This window comes from Arthrobacter sp. Y3221160, from assembly GCF_059092585.1.
This window is the reverse complement of sequence record NZ_JBNHHU010000001.1, coordinates 157,606-176,795: the sequence shown is the minus strand read 5'-3', so window position 1 is coordinate 176,795 and position 19,190 is coordinate 157,606. Positions and strand designations below refer to the sequence as shown.

Here is a 19,190-nt window from a genome sequence, read left to right as displayed (position 1 = left end):
TAGCCGCCGGACCGCACCCGCTGCATTGTTCCGGGGCACCACTACGGCGTGCTTGCTGCTTAAGTTACCGGCGGGTAACATCATGGTCAGCACTGTGTTCCGCATCTCATGGAGGTATCAGGTGAGCCCCACGTCCCCGCCCCGCACCCTGCGCGATGTCGTCTTCGTTGACGGCGTGCGCACCCCGTTCGGGAAGGCGGGTGAGAAGGGGATCCACGCCGGCACCCGGGCCGACGACCTGGTGGTCAAGTGCATCCGGGAACTCCTGCGCCGCAATCCGACGCTGCCGCCCGGCCGCATCGACGACGTGGCCATTGCCGCCACCACGCAAACCGGCGACCAGGGCCTGACCATCGGCCGCACCGCCGCGCTTCTTGCCGGCTTGCCCCGTTCCGTCCCCGGCTTCGCCATTGACCGGATGTGCGCAGGCGCCATGACCGCCGTGACGACGACGGCCGGGGGCATCGCCTTCGGCGCGTACGACGTGGTGGTGGCCGGCGGCGTGGAACACATGGGCAACCACCCGATGGGCCAGGGGGCGGATCCGAATCCGCGGTTCGCCAGCGAGCGGCTGGTGGACCCTGCGGCGCTGAACATGGGCAACACCGCCGAAAACCTGCACGACCGCTTCCCCGCAATCACCAGGGAACGCGCGGACGCCTATGCCGCGGCCAGCCAGGCCAAGTTAGCCGCGGCCTACCGGAACGGCAGCATCCAGCCCGACCTGGTGCCGGTGACCGGCCGCAAACCGAGCGAAGGCTGGTCGTTGCACAGTGCGGACGAACCCCCGCGGCCGGACACCACCGTGGAAGACCTGGCCGGGCTGCGGACCCCGTTCCGCCCGCACGGCCGGGTCACCGCCGGCAATGCCGCCGGCCTCAACGACGGCGCTACCGTCTCGCTGCTGGCCTCTGCGGAGGCAGCCGGCGAGCTTGGCCTGCCGGTGAAGATGCGCCTGGTCTCCTACGCCTTCGCCGGAGTCGAGCCCGAGGTCATGGGCATCGGGCCCGTCCCTGCCACCGAAAAGGCCCTGAAGATGGCGGGCCTGGACATCGCGGACATCGGCTTGTTCGAGATCAACGAGGCCTTCGCCGTGCAGGTGCTGTCCTTCCTGGACTACTACGGGATCGCCGATGACGATCCCCGCGTCAACCGCTACGGCGGGGCCATCGCCGTCGGCCATCCCCTGGCCGCCTCCGGCGTGCGCCTCATGACCCAACTGGCCCGCCAATTCGAAGACGACCCGTCGGTCCGCTACGGACTGACCACGATGTGCATCGGGCTGGGCATGGGAGGAACGGTGATCTGGGAGAATCCGCACCATGCAGATTATTCGGGCGGCACCGCCGATACGGCCGCCGCAATTGTCGGAACCGCCGCCCCCGCGGCAGCACAGGCACGAGAGGACCACGCATGAACGCCGAGTACACGGCCCTGGCCGCGAAGTTCCCGGACGAGACCGTCACCCATTCCTACGTGCAGGATGTGGAACTGCCCGGTGCCGGCACCTTGGCGCTGCTGACCCTGGACAACGACCTGGACCACCGTAAGCCGACCACCCTGGGCCCCAACAGCCTGGTGGAACTCGGCACGGCACTCGAAGGGCTCAAGGCGCGGGCCGCGGCGGGCAGGATCTCCGCCGTCGCCATCACCGGCAAGCCGTACTACCTGGTGGCCGGGGCCGACTTGAGCGCCGTGGGCAGGCTCACCGGCCCCGAAGACGGACGGACCATGGCCAGGCTGGGCCACGATGCCTATGCCACGCTCGCCTCCCTGGGCGTCCCGACGTTCGCCTTCATCAACGGAGCGGCGATGGGCGGCGGGCTGGAGATCGCGCTCGCCGCCGACTACCGCACCATCTCCACCGGCGCCGGCGCCATCTCGCTGCCGGAAGCCTTCTTGGGCCTGATCCCCGGCTGGGGCGGGGTCTACCGGCTCCCGCGCCTGATCGGCCCGGCGAATGCCGTCAAGGTCATGGTCGAGAACCCGTTGAGCAACAACAAGGCGCTCGACGGCGCGGCCGCCTACCGGCTGGGCGTCGCCGACGTCCTGTTCGAACCGGCCGATTTCCTGGAGCAGTCGCTGGTTTGGGCCGCGCGGATCCTCACCGACGACGAGGCCCGCCGGCTGGTCGCGGATCGCCGCGCCGGAACCTCCGCCGCCACCGAGGCGGACTGGGACAAGGCCCTCGCGGCCGGTCGGAAGTTCGTGGAAGCCAAGACGTCCAACGCCGCGCCCGCGCCCGCCAAGGTGCTGGACGTGATGGACGCCGGCCGGGGCAGGAGCCAGCCGGAATCTGCGGGGCTGGAAGTCGAAGCGCTGGCGGAATTGATGCAGACCCCGCACTTCCGCGACACGGTGTACGCCTTCCTGGAGCTGGTGCAGAAGCGTTCCAAGCGGCCGGCCGGCGCGCCGGACCCCAAGCTCGCCCGGCCCGTCACCAAGGTGGGCGTGGTCGGCGCCGGCCTGATGGCCAGCCAACTGGCGTTGCTGTTCGCCCGCCAGCTGAAGGTCCCGGTCGTCCTGACGGACATCGACCAGGCCCGGGTGGACAAGGGCGTGGGGTACGTCCACGCCGAAGTGGACAAGCTGCTGGCCAGGAAGCGTATCTCGGCCGACGCGGCCAACCGCACCAAGGCCCTGGTCACCGGCTCGGTCTCCAAGGAAGCGTTCTCGGACGCCGACTTTGTGATCGAGGCCGTGTTCGAAGAACTGGCGGTCAAGAAGCAGGTCTTCGCCGAGGTCGAGGCAGTGGTCTCCGAGGACTGCATCCTCGCCACCAACACCTCATCCCTGTCGGTCACGGAGATGGCAGCGGACCTGCTGCATCCCGAACGCGTGGTCGGCTTTCACTTCTTCAACCCGGTGGCCGTCATGCCCCTGCTGGAGATCGTCCGGGCGCCGAAGACCAGCGACGAAGTGCTCTCCACCGCGTTCGTGCTGGGCAAGGCACTCAAGAAGACCACCGTGCTGGTCCAGGACGCCGCCGCCTTCGTCGTGAACCGCGTGCTGCTGCGGCTGATGGGGGAAGTGTCCAACGCCTTCGACGAGGGCACGCCCGCCGACATCGCCGACAACGCGCTCAAACCCATGGGCCTGCCGATGACCCCGTTCACCCTGCTGGCCATGGTCGGCATCCCGGTAGCCCAACATGTCACCGAGTCGCTGAATGCGGCCTTCGGCGACCGCTTCCGGGTCTCCGCCAACCAGCAGCGTCTCATCGACAACGGCATCACCTCCCTCTGGATCACCGACGACGACGGCCGGCAGGTGATTCCCGAGTCGACCCTGGCGCTGCTGGAGTTCGGAGACTCCCCCAGCAGCTCCGAGCAGCTGCTGCGGCGCACCCAGGACGCACTGGCCGAGGAGATCGGACTCATGCTGGAAGAGGGCGTGGTGGCCGCGCCGGAAGACATCGACCTGTGCATGATCATGGGTGCGGGGTGGCCGCTGCATTTGGGCGGCATCACCCCGTACCTGGACCGGGTCGGCGCCTCCGAACGGGTCAACGGCCGAAAGTTCCACCCGGAGCGGTAACCGCAGCCGCCGAAGCCGCGCACCGCCGTCGTACCGCGCCTTCAGGACGACGGCGGTGCCGGCTCACCGGAGGAAAAGACGTCGTTACCCGGGAGCGCAGGCCCGGGGCATTCCAGTCACGCGACAGCACGTTCGTGGACGTCGTTTCCCATTAGAAACCCCAGTGCCTTGGCTCTCACACTGAACGCAACGGGCACAAGGGCGAGAGAGACCAGCAGTCCGAACAACATCGGTGGTCCGCCGACGTTTGCGACGCTTCCAGCGTGGACAAAAACGCCTGCAAAGATCAGCGACATGAAGCATAGCGAAGCCGCCATGACGGTGGCCCATCGCTTTGACCGACTGGTCGACACGTTGCCCGCCACCGCGGCCGAAAGCAGCTGCCAGGACGCCAGCAAGGCCACCTCGAAACCGCCGATGGCAATCACGATTGCCGTGACGTACGGGGGCGCCAGGTACGCAACCTCGGGGTAGGCGCCGGCGTGCTCTGCGGCGACCTGCGGAACAATCAGCAGCTGAGCCAGCAGTGCCCCAACAGCAAGGGCTCCGAGGATGATGCGGAAGGGTGTGGCTCGCTGGCTGATCATAGGGCAATCATCACCGACGTGGACTGAATGGCGGAAGCGCTAGGCGCAAGTGAACAGGCATAATGCCAGTAAATGAAAGGTGAGGCCATGGCGGCAGTCGTTACCCCAGAGCGGCTACCTACTGCCGGACCAATAGCGGCGACGGTTGTGCTTTTGGTTTCGCTGGTCCTCTTTTTCGTCACCGACAACGCGCTGGTGGTTGTCGCCGTAGCCGGTGCCGTGGTGTTCTCACTATTCGGACTACAGATGTCCAAGTGGTACTGGATCCCGTCTACCCTCGGCGCATTGCTGCTGCTCTTGCTGCTTGCGCTCATGATTCCCCTGTTGACTGGAGGCTAAATGGTCGAGGTTGGGAACCCCAAACAGGGTTTACAACCCTACGTCCCTGCCTCCGCGGACGCCGATAGCAGAACAATTGCCTAAATGCAGTTGTGCGCTCGTGAATGTTCCGGTTGAGAATTCTGTATCGATACACCTGCCTGGCATTTAGACGGTCATCGGCTTGGGAAGTTCTTCAGAAAACCCGGGGGATGCACCAGTGCTGCAGTGATCATGCGGCGCATGATGAAGTTGTGAAAAGGCCAAATCAAGTTGAAGTAGAGCCGCCCCGTCCAACGGCGGTAATGGACGACGGTAGTGATCTGGAAATTGTTCTTGGGTTCGGTTCCGGTCGGCTCGACCTCGACGATGAGGTGCGCGATTAGATGAGTGTCCTCGGCGGTGAGCACCAGGTAGGTGTCTTCCTTGCTTGCGGAAACCGTGAAGAAGGCGAGTCTGCCACCGGGGCGGAGGCTAATCTCTGCCGGGCGAGGTGCGCGGTTCGTACGGCCGGATGGGTGTTCGAGCCGAATGAGGCGGGCCAGCACACCACGAGCCACGAACAGCGCCTTTAGCCAGATCGGTTGCCACGACAGGATGTTGCTGATGCCCTCACGTAAAGACAGCGATGTTTTGGCGCTCACCCTGTCTAGGTGGTCTGCTGACCTCGAGTAGCGTTGAAGTTCCGGGTGCATGAGTTCGCCTTTCTTCGGGGCCGCCGCTGCGCGTACTGCCAGGCAAAGTACCAGATCTGCCTCGGGGAAGGCGGCAGGTAGAACGCCAACCGGATGTTATGACGTCGGATACTCATGACGAAGCTTCTGGATCTCGCGTCTGGCAAAGAAGCCGAAAAAGACAGCTGAAACGCCGGCCGCGATCCCGTTCTATCAGGGCTCATTACTGTCCCATTTGGGGAATCCCCTACGAGCCAACGTGCGGCTGACTTATTGTGCCGAATCTGCATATTGAGGTGGCCAAACCACCTTGAATCGTTCGAAGACGATCTCGTCGGTTTCTGCCCATTGACGCCCTTGGGCTGCTGATACGCGAGTCCAGTAGCGGCGGTGCTCACGCTGCCAACTGTCTAGGCTCAAATCGTCCTCGCCTTCGTCGCGGGCGAAAGCAGCATCAGCACTTTTGAAAGAACGAATGCGCAGTTCAATAGTGCGATGATGATGCTCGGAGTGCCGTTCCCATCACAGGCAATCCAGTGTGACCCCGATCCGGGGCACCTGGTCACCTCGCGCTATGAAGTCCGCAACGGGCTCCGCCGTCGCGCGTTTGTTTCCGCTGAGGACATGAGCGAGAAGTTCATCAGCTAACCGCTGCGTATCACCGAAGTGTTCAATTGTGTATTCCGGGGCCGCAGCTAGGATCTGGGTTCAGGCGAGTTTGGTTACCTGGTAAGTGTGGCCGGCCGCACGGAGTCGCTGCATGAGCACGTTGCCGAGTGCAGTGGCCGGTGTTAGCGACCCTTTCGCAGTCGGCAGCCGGTCACCGTCGAGGGCAAGAGCGAGTGCAGTCTCCCCTGCCATCACGGCCGTGGCGGCATAGCCGGGATCGCCGGGGCCAGCGGCAATCGCCTGGTATCGGTGCCCGTTCTCGGTGCGGGCGGTTACCTGGGAGTGGAACCAGCCCGCGCGCTGCGTGCGGGTGCTCGGACCCGAACCTGGTGCCGGAAGACAGCGGTCGAGCACTCCCCGGGTCGGCGGAAACGCCATCGCGCCCGTGAATGCCCGGAGCCCGAGTGCCATTGCCCTGGCGATGACCGCTCCTGCCGGTCCGCGGGCTACCCCCATCACCTCGCCGTACTGAAGGGAGCGGCCGTAGGCCCAACCCTGCAATGCGTTGCTGCGGCGCACTATCCGAGTGTTGACCGCGGCCATGATGAAAGGCGCGGTCCAGGTGCCGTCATCGGAACGGCGAACAGGACCGGCGTCAGGAGGCTGTTGTGTCGTCGGCTCCCCCGTGCGGTCGGGGCTCAGAGCGTAGGGGTCCGCGGCTAATGACCGCAGGGCGGTGCTCGATCGCATCGTGTCGAGCTGCCCGCGCATCGACTCGAGCGTGCCTCCGCTGATGCCACCCTTGGCCGTAGCGACGAGTTGAACCTCGACCAAACCGCCAGCGCCATCGGCTTCTGCTGCCTGATGAAGCAGCAATACAGCGAGGTCGGACGGCACGGAGTCGTAGCCGCAGGAGTGCACGATCCGGGCCCCGCTCGTCATGGCCAGAGCGTCGTAGCGATCGATCGCCTCCCGGACGAAGGACACCTCACCCGCGAGGTCGGCGTAGTGGGTACCGGCCCCTGCGCAGGCGTCGACGACAGGTAATCCGTGTTTCGTGTATGGACCGACGGTTGTGAGGAGCACGCGCGTGCCCGCGGCCAGGGCAGCGATCGAGTCCGCGTCCTCCGAGTCGGCTTCGATGAGGGCCCATCCGTGCGCCGCGACCGGCAACTGCGACCGAACCGCCTCGAGTTTGGACCTCGACCGGCCCGCGAGTCCGACTCGCATGCCGGCCGGTGCATGCTCCGCGACGTAGCCGGCGATCAGTCGGCCAACGAAACCCGTCGCTCCGTAGAGAACGAGGTCATGTTCCCGGGATGAGTTGTCCATAACTGCAGCCTTTCACAGCGGCAACTCCAAGCTGACACACGGCTCCTTGCTTTGGTCCTCGGGTATCGTGAGTGGTCCTGATTGGGAGACTGGCTCGCGTTCCGCGTGTTTGCCAGTTAGGGTACACCCAACCTGACGTCAGGTGAGTGCCGGTGGCGACGTCGATTTTACGCAACGGCGTGCGGCGGGGCCGGCCGGAGCCGTACGGTAGCCGGATGGAACGCTTTACAGGGTTCATCGCGGGTCTGGGCACCAGCGCGGGACGCCGGCTGGTGGTCGGGCACTGGATGGACTCGCCGCTCGGCGCCTTCACGGACGTCATGACCGAGGACCGCGACGGGCTGCGGACGCTGCTGGCCCCCAACCGGGCGGTCGCCGACTATGTGTCCGCGACCTACCGCTTCGATGAGGTGGTGGTGGCGCCGCTGGACGCCAGCCTGAGCCCCGCCGGGGAGCGGAGCGCGGAACCGGGGAACGAACCCGGGACCGCCGTACTGGTCCTCCGCGTTTCCGGCGGCCCGCTGGAACTGCGCGCCGACCTGGGCCCCGTGACAGCGCTGGGCTGGATGCTGCAACTGGTCCCCGTCCGAATCGCCGTCCACCCGGCGTGGCTGACAGCCGTGAACCGCGCCGCGGGGATCCTGCTCCCGGGGGTGGCCACCGCCGGCTCCGCCGGAGGCGGACGTCGGGAGTACTATGGCGTGCGCTCCATCCGTAGCGTTGAGCGCGCCGTGGCGAGCTGGAACGGGGCCGGCCTCGGGCCCCTCGCGCCGGTGGATCCGCCCGTGCGCTTCGGATTCAGTCCCTTCCCCCGCACCCCGCAGGCCGTGGCCGTCACGACGACGGTCCTCCCCACCCGCCGCTGAGGCGGGGCCGTTGGCTTAACGGGGTTAGTGGCGTTCGTTCCGGAGGCAACAAGACCTTCGCTTCTCAAGGTCGGGAGTTGCCCGCCCGCCAGTCGCATCAGCCGGTCACCCATTGCAACAAAAATGAGCTAGAGCTTATGCACGCGCGTGATGAGTCAGAAGCGATTATTTAGGCTCCACTCGGAGTAACGGGGGCCTCGTGGCTGAGTTCGGCTAGCGGTCTTTCCCCAGTGACTTCGTCCGCGCCCTCAGCATCAACCAAATTGCAGCACTCATGGCAAGAAAGAAAACGGCAAGCGGAACCACAACTACCGTCACGTAGAAACCGCCGAGCAGTGCGGAGATGACAGCTTGCAGGCTGAAAAGCGCGGCTCCTATTGCCGAAGCGATCATGATCCGTTTCCATTTTCCGGCATCGCGGTTGCTGAGCTGGGAAGCCTTGAAATCTTGGCTTGCCGCAGACTCGAATAACTGCGCTATTGACAGGCCCGGCACGCCGTCGTTTGAAGGTTTTCAGAGGCTTCCTGCATCTTGACTCCCTATGTCGCCGCCCAAAGTTGGCGGAGTCAAGATCGCAGTGCTTCATTCCAGCGACTTGGAGTTCACCGGTGGCTATAGTCTCTGTTTGGCCGGAAGGGGCTGCCTCGCGGAATCAGACCTCAAGGATCCGTGGCACCCCGGGGGTGAGCCATTCAAGGCGGTCAGTCAGGCCTGCTTCCGCAAATGAAGCCGCGATCTCATCTTCCGTTTCAGTAAAGTGTTCCCAAGAGGAGAAATGGATCGGCACTACGGCGTCGGCGGCGAGGACGGCAGTAAACTTGGCTGCGCTCGAACTGTCCATACTGACCATCTGGTCCCCAAGTATGGCGAACTTCGCCGCGCCAAGGTGCAGCACTGCTACTCCGATCGAGAATAGGTCGCCGATTTGGTCAAGGTCGCTTTCATAGGTGGTATCGCCGGAGATGTAAAGGACCTTTTCTTCCCCCGGAACCCGGAGGATGAATCCAATGACGTCACCAACGGGGCCATGATGGGCAGGCGTCGCTGTAATGATCACGGATTTCTCTCCCACGCCGACCGTGTGACTGGCCCAAGGCGCCACACCAACTGCTTGGCCACCCAGCCGTCCCGCCCCGCTCTGGGTGGTCAGGACGGGTTTCCCCTCCAGCAACCTCCTGCCGGCGTCATCTAGATTGTCCGGGTGTTCGTCGTGACTGAGCAGCACGGCATCAATTGGTGGAAGTTCGCTAGCGGACATGGCCGGTTTGTTAGTGCTCCGCAGGACCAGGGGCCCGAACTTGTACTCAGTAGGGGCGGGGTTGAACACCGGATCTGTGAGGAACGTGAGGCCGCCGAATTCGACAAGCATCGTTGCGGTGCCGATATGCGTCAGGGTTGTCTGCATGGGGTCGTCCTTCGAATCTTGAGTATCAACGGGCCGACTTTTGGCAGCCCCGCGCAGGTCTACCAATGGCGGAAATCCGGGGGGCTAGACGCGAGCCGGTAACAATACGAACGATCGTACACTATGATTTTCTTGGGAGAAGAGAGGTAAATATGGATGGCAGAGCGGCCAGAGGTCTGAAATCGCGACAAACTGTTTTAGAGGAAGCTGTGAACATGGCCTCGGTTGAGGGGCTTGCGGGCCTTTCGATCGGCGGCCTGGCATCTCGTTCGACTCTGAGCAAGAGTGGAGTAGCTGCCCTCTTCGGTTCTAAAGAGCAGCTGCAAATCGCGACGGTTGAGGCAGCGAGACAAGTTTTCATCGCGGCGGTCGTAGCTCCCGCCCTCAACGCCGCACCCGGGCTCGAAAGACTTCGCGCCCTTCTTGACGCTTGGCTTTCCTACAGCCGCAATAGGGTCTTTGTCGGCGGATGTTTCTTTGCGGCCGCCAGCACGGAGTTCGATTCCAAATCTGGTCCGGTGAGGGAAGCGGTGGCGGAGGCGGTTCGTGAATGGCGCTCCTTGCTGGCCTCGGAAATCCAGGCTGCGGCCGACATCGGGGAACTCCTTGAAGTAGACGTGAATCAACTGGTGTTCGAGACGACGGCATTTCTTGAGGCGGCCAATGCGCGTTCGCTCCTCACCGGTTCGGCTGAGCCGTACACCGCGGCAAAACGTGCGCTGATCCGGATCTATGGGGAATGGTAATCACCGCCGCGACCCGTCCGCCCCAGCCCGAGGATGGCCGGCGGCGTGCCCTTGGGCACGAAGACATTGAGAACCCCGGAAGCCATTTCGGAAGTCTGGCGAACTGCACTGGGCTACAAGATGCAGGAAGACGGAACCCTGACCGATCCCTATGGCAGGGGTCCGGCCATCTGGTTTCAGGAGTCCCAGAGCCCGAATGTGAATCGTTTTCACCTGGACATCACTGTCCCCTTCAGCGAAAGCGCCTCGAATCTGGATGCTCTGGTATCCGTTGGTGCAACACTCGATGATGAACATGCGCCCGTGTGGGTAGTGGCCACTGATGCCCAAGGGAACCGGCTGTGCATCAGTACCGAAGCCGGACGCGGCGACTAGCCGGGACAAAATTTCGCTCGACGCCACTCTGGTTGCGGCTCGGTCGGAGTGGCCGCACCGCTGAGTATAAAACAGGGTTGAGCGCGGGTTCCGGCGGCATCCTTCACGTTCACGGTTCGACAAATAGGGCTGCCCGATCAGGGGGCAAAGGGCCTCTGGTCATAAAACCTAAGAGGGGCGGACGGTCTCGAGACGGCACAGCCGTTTCAAGGGGGCGCCCCTGGTTCAAAGCGGTAGCCCATCCCTGCTTCGGTGAGGAGATAGCGCGGTCTGGACGCGTCAGGTTCAAGCTTGCGTCTGAGCTGAGCGATGTAGACGCGCAGATACTGGGTTTCCTTTAGATAAGCGGGCCCCCACACGTGGGTCAGGATCTGCTGCTGCGATACGAGCCGGCCGGGGTTTCTGGCCAAAATTTCCAGGATGTTCCACTCGTTCGGGGTCAGCCGGACCGCCTGTCCGTCCCGAACAACCCGCTTGTCGCTAAGGTTGATCTCAAAGTCAGCGGTGCCAATCGACGCGCCTTGGAGACTGCTGTCGTTCCGCCGGTCTGCGGCACGAAGCCGGGCTAAGAGTTCATTCAGGTCGAAGGGCTTGGTGACGTAGTCGTCAGCACCCGCATCCAGGGCCTCAACCTTGTCGTCTGAGGCATGCCGGGCGGACAGCACGATGATGGGTATATCCGTCCACCCGCGTAGGCCGCGGATCACGTCCACCCCATCCATGTCAGGCAACCCCAGATCCAGGATCACCAAGTCGATAGGCTCTTTGGCTGCTTCCGTCAGCGCTTCGCTTCCGGTAGCTGCAATGTAGGTACGGTAGCCTCTCGCCCGGAGGTTAATCTGCATCGCACGCAGGATCTGTGGCTCGTCGTCGACGATCAAGACGTTGGTCATGCCTGTCCCGTCTCCTCCTCGCACGCCACCGGAAGCCGACCGTCGCCCGTCGGTTGAGCTCTATTGTGTCTCCTGGGTCCGCGGACAGGCACCTCCTCACCACCAATTGCTGCCCTTCTTCATGCGCACCAGAGAACGGATCAGCAGCACCAGCACGGTGCCGCCGGCGGCCAGAACCGGCAGAATCTCCCACCAAAGGTCCGCGTCCATGCGTATTCCAACTTTCGGTGTAGAAGGCCCGGCTGGCCCTCCCAACGCCCAGCAAAACCCAAGACCGGACCCCGGGCGCCGTTCTTAACGGTTTCTTCACGCGGACGGCCCAAATCTTAACGCGTCTCCTACGCCGGACAGCGGCCTTCCGCGAATGTACTTCAGGCCCGCGCTGAGAGCGGCATCGTGATGACGATGGTCAGCCCTCCACCTGGGGTTTCCTCGGCGTCCAGATGCCCGTCCATAACTTCGGTAAAGCCCTTCGCGACAGCCAGTCCCAAGCCGACCCCGGTCCCCGCCGGCGTGTCGTCGAGGCGCTGGAATGGCTGGAACATATTGATCAGCTCAGTGGCCGGGATGCCGCGGCCATGGTCGATGATGCGCAGTTGGCCGGCAGGTTTCCCGTTCACCGAGGTTTTGCCCGTACCGGTGACCGCAGTGATGAAGATATCGGACCCGCCGGCGTACTTCACGGCGTTTTCAACGACATTGGCAATCACGCGTTCCAGCATGCCCGGATCAGCGTTAACCGGGGGCAGGCTGTCCGGCAAGTCCACCCGCACGGCTTCCTCGGGAATTCCGCGTAGGGCGTCTGCGACGGCGTCGGCCCAGTAGACGGGCCGGATCAAAGGCGTGACCGAGTCCGCCGTCAGTCTCGACATGTCCAATAAATTTCCTACCAGCAGGCCCAGGCGGTCGGCGTAGTCCTCGATGGTAGCCAGTAGCTCGGCCTCGTCCTCCGGGTCGAATTCCACGGCGTCTTGGCGCAAGCTGCTGACGGCCAGTTTGATCCCTGCCAGCGGCGTGCGCAGGTCGTGCGAGACCGCACGCAGGATCGAGGTGCGCATCTGGTTGCCTTCGGATAGCCGCAGGATGTCGCGGCGGCTGGCCCGGAGCTGGTCCCGTTGCAGGAGGGCCATGAGGTGGGCGCCGAAGGCAGTGAGCAGGTGGCGTTCCTGCTGGCTGAGGGGGCGGCCGGAGAGCGCCAGGGCATGCGATGGGTCAAGTTGCTCGACGTTCTCATTGCCATTCAGGTCTTCATCGACTCTGCCGGTGCTGGCCACCAGCTGCCATGCCCGGGTTTTGCCCTGGCGTTCATCCCGCGCATACAACGCGGCACCGCTGCTTTGGAAGTGTTCGCGGATTCGGTCCAAAAATTCGCCGATGGTGTAGTGGACGGCAAGGGTGCTGCGGCTCAGCTCCGCCAGAGCCGCAGCTTCGGCCCCGGCTGCGGCTGCCGCCCGGCTGCGTTTTGCCGAGAGCCCAACGACGAGCGAAACCGCGATCGCGACGGCCAGGAAGATCAGCAGGGCCAGAACATTCTCAGGATCGCTGATGCCCATGGTGCCGATGGGGTGCAGAGCGGAAAAATTCACGATCGCACTGCTGAGCACTGCCGCCGCCACGGCCGGCCAGAGCCCGCCGACCAGCGCTACGGCGATGGTCCCGGTCAGCTGCACGAGCATATCGGTGGCGAAGTGGCTGTGCGGCCAGAGACTAAGTCCCGCCTGGAGGATGAACGGCAGCAGCAACGCCATAGCGGCGCCGGCCATCATCCGGCCTCTGCCCAGCGATGACGGGCCCGTCCTGACGGAACTGGCCGCACCTTTGCGTCCGTGACCGACCAGATGAACGTCGACGTCCCCTGCAAGGCGCAGAAGGCGCTGGCCGACGCTGCGGCGCAACCGCAGCTTCCGTCCGGGGGCGCCGACGACGATCTGTGTTGCATCGGTCCTGCGCGCGAAAGCAACGAGCGCCTGGGCAGGATCATCGCCTCCGATCGAGTGGTACGTTCCCCCCAGCCCCAACACAAGAACACGCTGGGCGTCCAGTTCCCCCGGTGATTCCCGGGAGCTTACCGAGGAGCGCACATGCACGGCGTGCAACTCGGCGCCAAGCTTGCCGGCGAGCATTCGGAACGCCCGTCGCACGAGCAACTGCCCTCCCGGCCCGCCGGAAAGGCCGACGACGATCCGCTCCCGAGTGTTCCAGACCGCCTCGATCCCCTTGCGCGCCCGGTAATCACTCAGGCCCTCCTCCACGCGGTCCGCCAGCCACAGCAGGGCCAGCTCCCGCAATGCCGTCAGGTTCCCCAAGCGGAAATATCCCGCCAGGGCCGCATCCACGTTTTCCGCCGGAACCACCTTGCCTGCTGCCACCCGTTCAAGGAGCAGTCCGGGATCCACATCCACAAGTTCAATCTGTCCGGCACCACGGACAAGGGCGTCCGGCACCGTCTCGTCAGGCCGGACGCCGGTAATGGCTTCAACCACGTCACACAACGACTCCAGTCGCGCAATCTCAAGGGTCGCCATGACATTGATGCCTGCGTCGAGCAGGCCATCGACGTCCTCCCATACCAGCCTGCGCCCACCGTTCACTCCGTGGGCCTGAGCCAGGTCATCCACAAGCACCGTTTCCGGAGCACGGGACAAAACGGCCTGCAGGTCCAGCTCCTGAACGCCCTCCGGGCCGGCATCCGAAACTGCTTCCATGTCCGCGAACAGGGCAGCCGTTTCCGGCCGGCCCCGGTGCAGGGCCGCGCCGATGACCACATCGGCGCCATCTCCGGTCAGCCGCAGCCCTTCGGTCAGCATCGCGTAAGTGGTCCCGGCGCCCGGCGCCGCGCCAAGAAAAATCCGCAGTATTCCTCTGCCCATAAAGACCATTCTCACCGCCTCTGCAAGCCGAGGCCCTCCCCGCCCCGCTCACCTGCCCCGCCCAGCTACCCGGACATTTTGATGATTTCTTAACGCCGTCGGCTGCTGTTTTTCGCTCTCTGGCCGCCTCTGCCGGAGTAGTGTGATCAATCGCGTCAGGAACCGTATAAGAGAGAAGACGACTGTGGGTGCGTCTACCCAGTACTTCATTCCGGAGAGCGTGCCCCGCCCTACCGGCCGTCAAAAGCCGTCCCATGGCGTGGCCCGTTGGCTTACCGCCCACGTTGTTCAACCCGTCGGACCGGCAAGCCCGGGAACCAATGACATTCAGCAGCCCTGGTGGAAGGTTATGTGCCTGACGGGTGTGGACTACTTCTCCACCCTGTCATACCTGCCGGCCATCGCGGCGCTGGCCGCCGGCGCCTTCTCGCCGCTCGCGACTCTGCTGATTGTCATTCTGACCTTGGGCGGAATGCTGCCCATGTACCGCCGGGTGGCGCAGACCAGCCCGCATGGCCAGGGGTCGGTGGCCATGCTGGAGCATCTGCTGCCCTTCTGGCGTGGGAAAGTTTTTGTCCTCATCCTTTTGGGCTTCGTGGCAACCTCCTGGATCATCACGATCACGCTCTCCTCGGCGGACGCCACGGTACATCTGCTGGAGAACCCCCACACTCCCGCGTTCCTCCACGGCCACGCCGTACCGGTGACCATCGTGCTGCTGCTCATCCTCGGCGGAGTCTTCCTGCTCGGCTTCACCGAGGCGGTCGCAGTCGCGGTCCCGCTGGTGGCAATCTTCCTCGTCCTCAATGCAGTCGTCATCGGCACCAGTCTGCTCGACATCCTAAGCAGGCCAGGCATCGTCGCGGACTGGACAGATCTCCTCACCACCACGTCGGGGGGCTTAGGCGGGATGGTTCTTCCGGCACTGCTGGCCTTTCCGCTGCTTGTCTTAGGGCTCTCCGGTTTTGAAACCGGCGTCAGCATGATGCCTCTCGTCGCAGCGCAAGGCCGGACTCCCAAGGAGCGGCTCGCGTGCCGGATCCGCAATACCCGCAAGCTGCTCACCGCCGCGGCCGTGATCATGAGCGTGTATTTGCTGGGCAGCAGTTTCGTCACGACCTTGCTGATCCCTGCCGATGCCTTCGCCGAGGGCGGCGAGGCCAACGGTCGTGCGCTGGCCTACCTTGCGCACGAGCGCTTCGGCGAAGGATTCGGCACCGCCTACGACCTGGCCAGCATCCTCATCCTGTGGTTCGCCGGCGCCTCGGCCATGGCCGGGCTGATCAACATCGTGCCCCGCTACCTGCCCTCGTACGGTATGGCTCCGGAATGGAGCCGCGCTGTCCGCCCGGTGGTCCTGGTCTACACCGGCGTAAGTATCATGATCACCATCGCGTTCAGGGCCGATGTCAACGCCCAGGCCGGGGCCTATGCCACCGGCATCCTGGCCATGATGGTCTCTGCCTCGGTGGCCGTCGCAATTGCCACGTACCGGAATCGGCGCCGGTCCGCTGCCGCCGCGTTCACCGGGCTGACGCTGGTGCTGGTCTACGCCCTGACAGCCAACATCCTCGCAAAACCCGAAGGGTTGGCAATTTCGCTCTTGTTCATCGCCGGCATCGTGGTCATCTCCCTGGTTTCCCGGGTCTCCCGAACCACCGAGCTGCGCGCAGACCGCATAGTGTTCGACGACGAAGCCCGCCGCTTCATCCGCGAGTCCCTGGAATTCGATGGACGGCTGGACCTGATTGCGCACAAACCCCCGGCCACCGGTATCGCGGAATACTCCAGCAAGGAAGTCCTTCAACGCGGCATAAACCCAGTCCCCGGCAGCGCCGACGTCATCTTCCTCGAAGTAGAAATCAAAGACCCCTCCGGCTTCAGCGACACCCTCCACGTCCACGGAGTTGAGATCGGCGGGTACAGGATTCTGCGCGCTCAGAGCCCCGCCGCGCCCAACGCGCTGGCCGCCGTCCTGCTGGCACTACGCGATGCGACCGGTGTCATGCCGCAGGCCTACTTTGAATGGTCCGAGGGCAATCCGCTGACCCATCTGATGCGCTACCTGCTCCTCGGCCAAGGTGACACTGCCCCCGTGGTCCGGGAAATCATCCGCCAGAACGAACCCGACCCGCAGCGCCGTCCCCGGATTCACGTTGGCTGAACCGCGACGTCCCTTGCCCGAGAAGGCATCCTCCGCCCGTCGCATCGGCGCAGCCTTCCGCCGGACCAGCGACCTACGAAAGTTTCAGGCTCCCACGGGTGCCGTCCTCCTGCAACGAGTACGCCCGCGGCATCCGTCCCAGGTGATAGTCCTTGGCTTTATCGCAGCGATCTTGGCCGGCACGGCCATTCTGATGCTGCCGATGTCGAAGCAGGGCCCTGGCGGTGCCACCTTCCTGGAGGCGCTGTTCACGGCGACGTCCTCGGTGTGCGTGACCGGGCTGATCATCGTTGATACTTCCGTCTACTGGAGCCCATTCGGGCAAGCGGTGATCATGGTCCTCATCCAGCTCGGCGGGTTCGGCGTAATGTCCTTCGGAGCTCTGCTGGGTGTGCTGATGGCAGGACGGCTTGGACTTCGCTCCCGCATCTCCGCGGCCGCCGAAACCAAAAGCACCGGGTTTGGCGACGTGCGGCGCGTGCTGTTCGGCGTCCTGAGGATCAGCCTCATTACCGAAGCCGTGCTGGCGTTGGTCCTTACGGCACGCTTCATGACCGGATACGGACACTCTGCCGGGGAAGCCCTTTGGCTGGGAGTCTTCCACTCCGTTTCCTCCTTCAACAACGCCGGCTTCGCCTTGTTCTCAGACAACCTGATGGGCTTCGTCGCGGACCCATGGATCTGCCTGCCGATCGCCAGCGCGGTGATCATCGGCGGGCTTGGCTTCCCGGTGCTGTTCGAGCTCGGCCGGCACTACCGGCGTCCGATCCACTGGTCCATGAACACCAAACTCGTGCTGGCCGGCACGGCCGTGCTGCTGGGGGCAGGTACCGTCTTCATCACCGCGGTGGAGTGGACCAACCGGGCGACGCTCGGCTCGCTGGACCCCGCCGCACGGGTGCTGGCCGGGTTCTTCCAGTCCGTCATCACCCGCACCGCTGGATTCAACAGTATCGACATTGGCCAGATGAACCCGGTGTCTTGGCTAGGCATGGACATACTGATGTTCATCGGCGGCGGCCCTGCAGGCACCGCCGGTGGCCTGAAGATCACTACTTTCGCAGTGCTCTACTTCATCCTCTACACAGAAATTCGCGGCGGCGCCGCCGTAAACATCTTCGGCAAGCGACTGTCCCGTTCTGTACACCGCCAAGCCATGACCGTTGTGCTGCTGGCCATCGCCTTGGTAGTCACAGCCACCATGGCCCTGATGTTCCTCTCCGACGCGGGCATGGAAAAACTGCTCTTCGAAGCTATCTCCGCCTTCGCCACCGTCGGCCTTTCCACCGGCATCACTGCCTCGCTGCCACCTGCCGGACAGTCGATTTTGATCATCCTCATGTTCGTCGGCCGTCTGGGACCGGTCACGCTGGCCTCCGCGCTGGCGCTTCGCGCGCGACCGATCCTGTACGAGTTCCCGAAAGAAAGGCCGCTCATTGGCTAGAATCCCCTTCCCCTCACGCTCCTTCGACCGGATCGCCGAGGCGGGGTCCGTCGTTGTTATCGGCCTCGGCCGTTTTGGCGGAGCATTGGCGCTGGAGCTCGAGTCCCTGGGCACCCAGGTCCTGGGCATCGACGCCGACGAAGAGACCGTTCAGTCCTTCAACGGGCTGCTGACCCACGTAGTCCGTGCCGACTCCACCAAAGACGAGGTGCTGCGACAGCTCTCTGTACACGAGTTCGACCGCGCTGTGGTGGGCATCGGAACAGACGTGGAAGCTAGCATTCTCACCACCTCGCGGCTCCTCAAGTTCGCCAGGCCCGCGATTTGGGCCAAAGCCATCAGTGAGCCGCACGCCGAGATCCTCGAACAGTTGGGCGTGCACCACGTGATCCGGCCCGAGCACGACATGGGCCGCCGGGTGGCGCACTTGGTCCGCGGGGCAATGCTGGACTACGTCGAATTCGAAGATAACTTCGTCATGATCCGAACCATCCCGCCCGGGCTAGCCCAGGACCGTCCGCTGGGCCTGCTGCAGCTGCGCTCAAAGTTCGACATCACAGTAGTCGCTGTCAAGCGCAAGGGTGGGCAGTGGGAGCACACCACCCAACAAACTGTGCTCTACGACGACGATCAAATAATAGTCCAAGGGACAAAAGACAAGGCTGAGGCCTTCAGCACCTTGGTTTGATCAGCGCTCAGGGCAGTACAGAGCTTCATTCCAGAAGCGGGGATACGAGCGGTTCAGCATTAAAGGGGTGGCCGAGGCCGCCGGCGTTAACAAGACGACGATCTACCGGTGGTGGAAGTCCAAGGCAGAACTCCTGGGCGCCGCCTTCATTGATGCCCCCGATGCTGACCCTCGCCGTCCCTGAAACCGGGACCCTCCGAGTCGACCTGCAGGTTTTGGCCGACCGGATTGCGGCACTGCTGACCGTGCCTCCCGCCTCCAACGTCGTGGTCGCCGTCCTGTCCGCGGCCGTCGTGAACGAGGACCTGGCCGCCCGGATTTAGGGCTTCTTCACGGATCGGCTGGTTAACGAGGCACAGGTCTTCGACAAAGCAAAGGCCCGCGGAGAGCTCAATCCCGAGGCCGATCTCCATGCTGCTCATGGACATGATCGCGGGCGGCCTCTGGACCGGGGCCGTACTGCGCCAGTTTCGGCTGAATGCAGGGTTACGCACCAAGTAGTCAACGCCGCACTTCAGGGCGTGCACCCGGCCAATGAACCCCGTCAGGCATGCAGGGACGGAGCGCAAGCAATTCCCGCGAAGTGATCGAAAGAGGCGCTGAGTTCAATCAGCTGGACTACATTCAGCTGTCGGGCCTCCACCCGTTGAGCCGATAACAGCGCTTACGTCTGAGGTTTATC

The 19,190-nt window shown here is 64.0% G+C and carries 18 protein-coding genes and 1 pseudogene; 11 read left to right on the top strand and 8 right to left on the bottom strand.

Annotated features, from left to right (window positions below):
* Positions 1 to 121: 121 nt before the first annotated feature.
* Both AC5RWG_RS00775 and AC5RWG_RS00770 read left to right on the top strand, forming a co-directional pair.
* A complete protein-coding gene (locus tag AC5RWG_RS00775) occupies positions 122 to 1,417 on the top strand; it encodes a thiolase family protein (RefSeq protein WP_494166234.1) in 1,296 nt (431 codons plus the stop codon).
* Positions 1,414 to 3,537: a 3-hydroxyacyl-CoA dehydrogenase NAD-binding domain-containing protein gene (locus tag AC5RWG_RS00770; protein ID WP_494166233.1), complete on the top strand. Its 2,124-nt coding sequence runs from the start codon at positions 1,414 to 1,416 to the stop codon at positions 3,535 to 3,537. The genes AC5RWG_RS00775 and AC5RWG_RS00770 overlap by 4 nt, the downstream gene beginning before the upstream one ends.
* Before the next feature lie 116 nt (positions 3,538 to 3,653).
* Here the strand turns inward: AC5RWG_RS00770 and AC5RWG_RS00765 are convergent, their stop codons facing one another.
* Positions 3,654 to 4,124, bottom strand: coding sequence for a DUF2975 domain-containing protein (locus AC5RWG_RS00765; RefSeq protein WP_494166232.1), 471 nt, complete (start codon positions 4,122 to 4,124; stop codon positions 3,654 to 3,656).
* Between the two features lie 72 nt (positions 4,125 to 4,196).
* On the opposite strand from AC5RWG_RS00765, the gene AC5RWG_RS00760 reads away from it, so the two are divergent.
* Entirely contained in the window at positions 4,197 to 4,463 is a 267-nt protein-coding gene (locus AC5RWG_RS00760) for a hypothetical protein (RefSeq protein ID WP_494166231.1), read from the top strand.
* Positions 4,464 to 4,618: 155 nt separating this feature from the next.
* Here the strand turns inward: AC5RWG_RS00760 and AC5RWG_RS00755 are convergent, their stop codons facing one another.
* The 3 genes and pseudogenes from AC5RWG_RS00755 to AC5RWG_RS00745 form a co-directional block, all read right to left on the bottom strand.
* Positions 4,619 to 5,137, bottom strand: a complete 519-nt coding sequence (locus AC5RWG_RS00755; RefSeq protein ID WP_494166230.1) for a DUF2867 domain-containing protein — start codon at positions 5,135 to 5,137, stop codon at positions 4,619 to 4,621.
* A gap of 294 nt (positions 5,138 to 5,431) precedes the next feature.
* Positions 5,432 to 5,791, bottom strand: a pseudogene (locus tag AC5RWG_RS00750) (ASCH domain-containing protein); the annotation flags it as partial.
* 33 nt (positions 5,792 to 5,824) lie between these two features.
* Positions 5,825 to 7,057 carry a saccharopine dehydrogenase family protein gene (locus tag AC5RWG_RS00745; RefSeq protein ID WP_494075993.1) on the bottom strand — a complete coding sequence of 411 codons (1,233 nt, stop codon included), beginning with the start codon at positions 7,055 to 7,057 and terminating at the stop codon, positions 5,825 to 5,827.
* A gap of 215 nt (positions 7,058 to 7,272) precedes the next feature.
* Between AC5RWG_RS00745 and AC5RWG_RS00740 the strand changes: the two genes are divergently transcribed.
* The gene (locus AC5RWG_RS00740) at positions 7,273 to 7,923 is read left to right on the top strand and encodes a hypothetical protein (protein ID WP_493999549.1); all 651 of its coding nucleotides are present in this window, start codon (positions 7,273 to 7,275) and stop codon (positions 7,921 to 7,923) included.
* 213 nt (positions 7,924 to 8,136) lie between these two features.
* Here AC5RWG_RS00740 and AC5RWG_RS00735 read toward each other — a convergent pair whose 3' ends face one another.
* Positions 8,137 to 8,418 (bottom strand): hypothetical protein, encoded by a 282-nt coding sequence (locus AC5RWG_RS00735; protein WP_493999548.1) that lies wholly within the window; start codon positions 8,416 to 8,418, stop codon positions 8,137 to 8,139.
* Between the two features lie 157 nt (positions 8,419 to 8,575).
* On the bottom strand, positions 8,576 to 9,328 hold the full coding sequence (locus AC5RWG_RS00730) for an MBL fold metallo-hydrolase (protein ID WP_494166229.1): 753 nt from the start codon (positions 9,326 to 9,328) through the stop codon (positions 8,576 to 8,578).
* Between the two features lie 215 nt (positions 9,329 to 9,543).
* Between AC5RWG_RS00730 and AC5RWG_RS00725 the strand changes: the two genes are divergently transcribed.
* Both AC5RWG_RS00725 and AC5RWG_RS00720 read left to right on the top strand, forming a co-directional pair.
* Positions 9,544 to 10,074 (top strand): TetR/AcrR family transcriptional regulator, encoded by a 531-nt coding sequence (locus tag AC5RWG_RS00725; protein WP_494013851.1) that lies wholly within the window; start codon positions 9,544 to 9,546, stop codon positions 10,072 to 10,074.
* A 51-nt stretch (positions 10,075 to 10,125) separates the two neighbouring features.
* Positions 10,126 to 10,449: a VOC family protein gene (locus tag AC5RWG_RS00720; protein WP_494109175.1), complete on the top strand. Its 324-nt coding sequence runs from the start codon at positions 10,126 to 10,128 to the stop codon at positions 10,447 to 10,449.
* 206 nt (positions 10,450 to 10,655) lie between these two features.
* Here AC5RWG_RS00720 and AC5RWG_RS00715 read toward each other — a convergent pair whose 3' ends face one another.
* Together AC5RWG_RS00715 and AC5RWG_RS00710 are read right to left on the bottom strand one after the other, a co-directional pair.
* The gene (locus tag AC5RWG_RS00715) at positions 10,656 to 11,342 is read right to left on the bottom strand and encodes a response regulator (RefSeq protein WP_493999544.1); all 687 of its coding nucleotides are present in this window, start codon (positions 11,340 to 11,342) and stop codon (positions 10,656 to 10,658) included.
* A 371-nt stretch (positions 11,343 to 11,713) separates the two neighbouring features.
* Positions 11,714 to 14,212: an ATP-binding protein gene (locus tag AC5RWG_RS00710; protein WP_494166228.1), complete on the bottom strand. Its 2,499-nt coding sequence runs from the start codon at positions 14,210 to 14,212 to the stop codon at positions 11,714 to 11,716.
* A 349-nt stretch (positions 14,213 to 14,561) separates the two neighbouring features.
* Here AC5RWG_RS00710 and AC5RWG_RS00705 point away from each other — a divergent pair, with 349 nt between their 5' ends.
* The 5 genes from AC5RWG_RS00705 (at position 14,562) to AC5RWG_RS00685 (ending at position 18,831) form a co-directional block, all read left to right on the top strand.
* On the top strand, positions 14,562 to 16,376 hold the full coding sequence (locus tag AC5RWG_RS00705; protein WP_493999542.1) for an APC family permease: 1,815 nt from the start codon (positions 14,562 to 14,564) through the stop codon (positions 16,374 to 16,376).
* A 109-nt stretch (positions 16,377 to 16,485) separates the two neighbouring features.
* Positions 16,486 to 17,820 carry a TrkH family potassium uptake protein gene (locus AC5RWG_RS00700; RefSeq protein WP_494109384.1) on the top strand — a complete coding sequence of 445 codons (1,335 nt, stop codon included), beginning with the start codon at positions 16,486 to 16,488 and terminating at the stop codon, positions 17,818 to 17,820.
* The gene (locus tag AC5RWG_RS00695; protein WP_493999541.1) at positions 17,813 to 18,508 is read left to right on the top strand and encodes a potassium channel family protein; all 696 of its coding nucleotides are present in this window, start codon (positions 17,813 to 17,815) and stop codon (positions 18,506 to 18,508) included. Before AC5RWG_RS00700 ends, AC5RWG_RS00695 begins: the two co-directional genes overlap by 8 nt.
* Positions 18,483 to 18,692, top strand: a complete 210-nt coding sequence (locus tag AC5RWG_RS00690; protein WP_494001245.1) for a helix-turn-helix domain-containing protein — start codon at positions 18,483 to 18,485, stop codon at positions 18,690 to 18,692. The genes AC5RWG_RS00695 and AC5RWG_RS00690 overlap by 26 nt, the downstream gene beginning before the upstream one ends.
* Positions 18,661 to 18,831 (top strand): hypothetical protein, encoded by a 171-nt coding sequence (locus AC5RWG_RS00685; RefSeq protein ID WP_493999540.1) that lies wholly within the window; start codon positions 18,661 to 18,663, stop codon positions 18,829 to 18,831. The genes AC5RWG_RS00690 and AC5RWG_RS00685 overlap by 32 nt, the downstream gene beginning before the upstream one ends.
* Positions 18,832 to 19,190 lie beyond the last annotated feature (359 nt).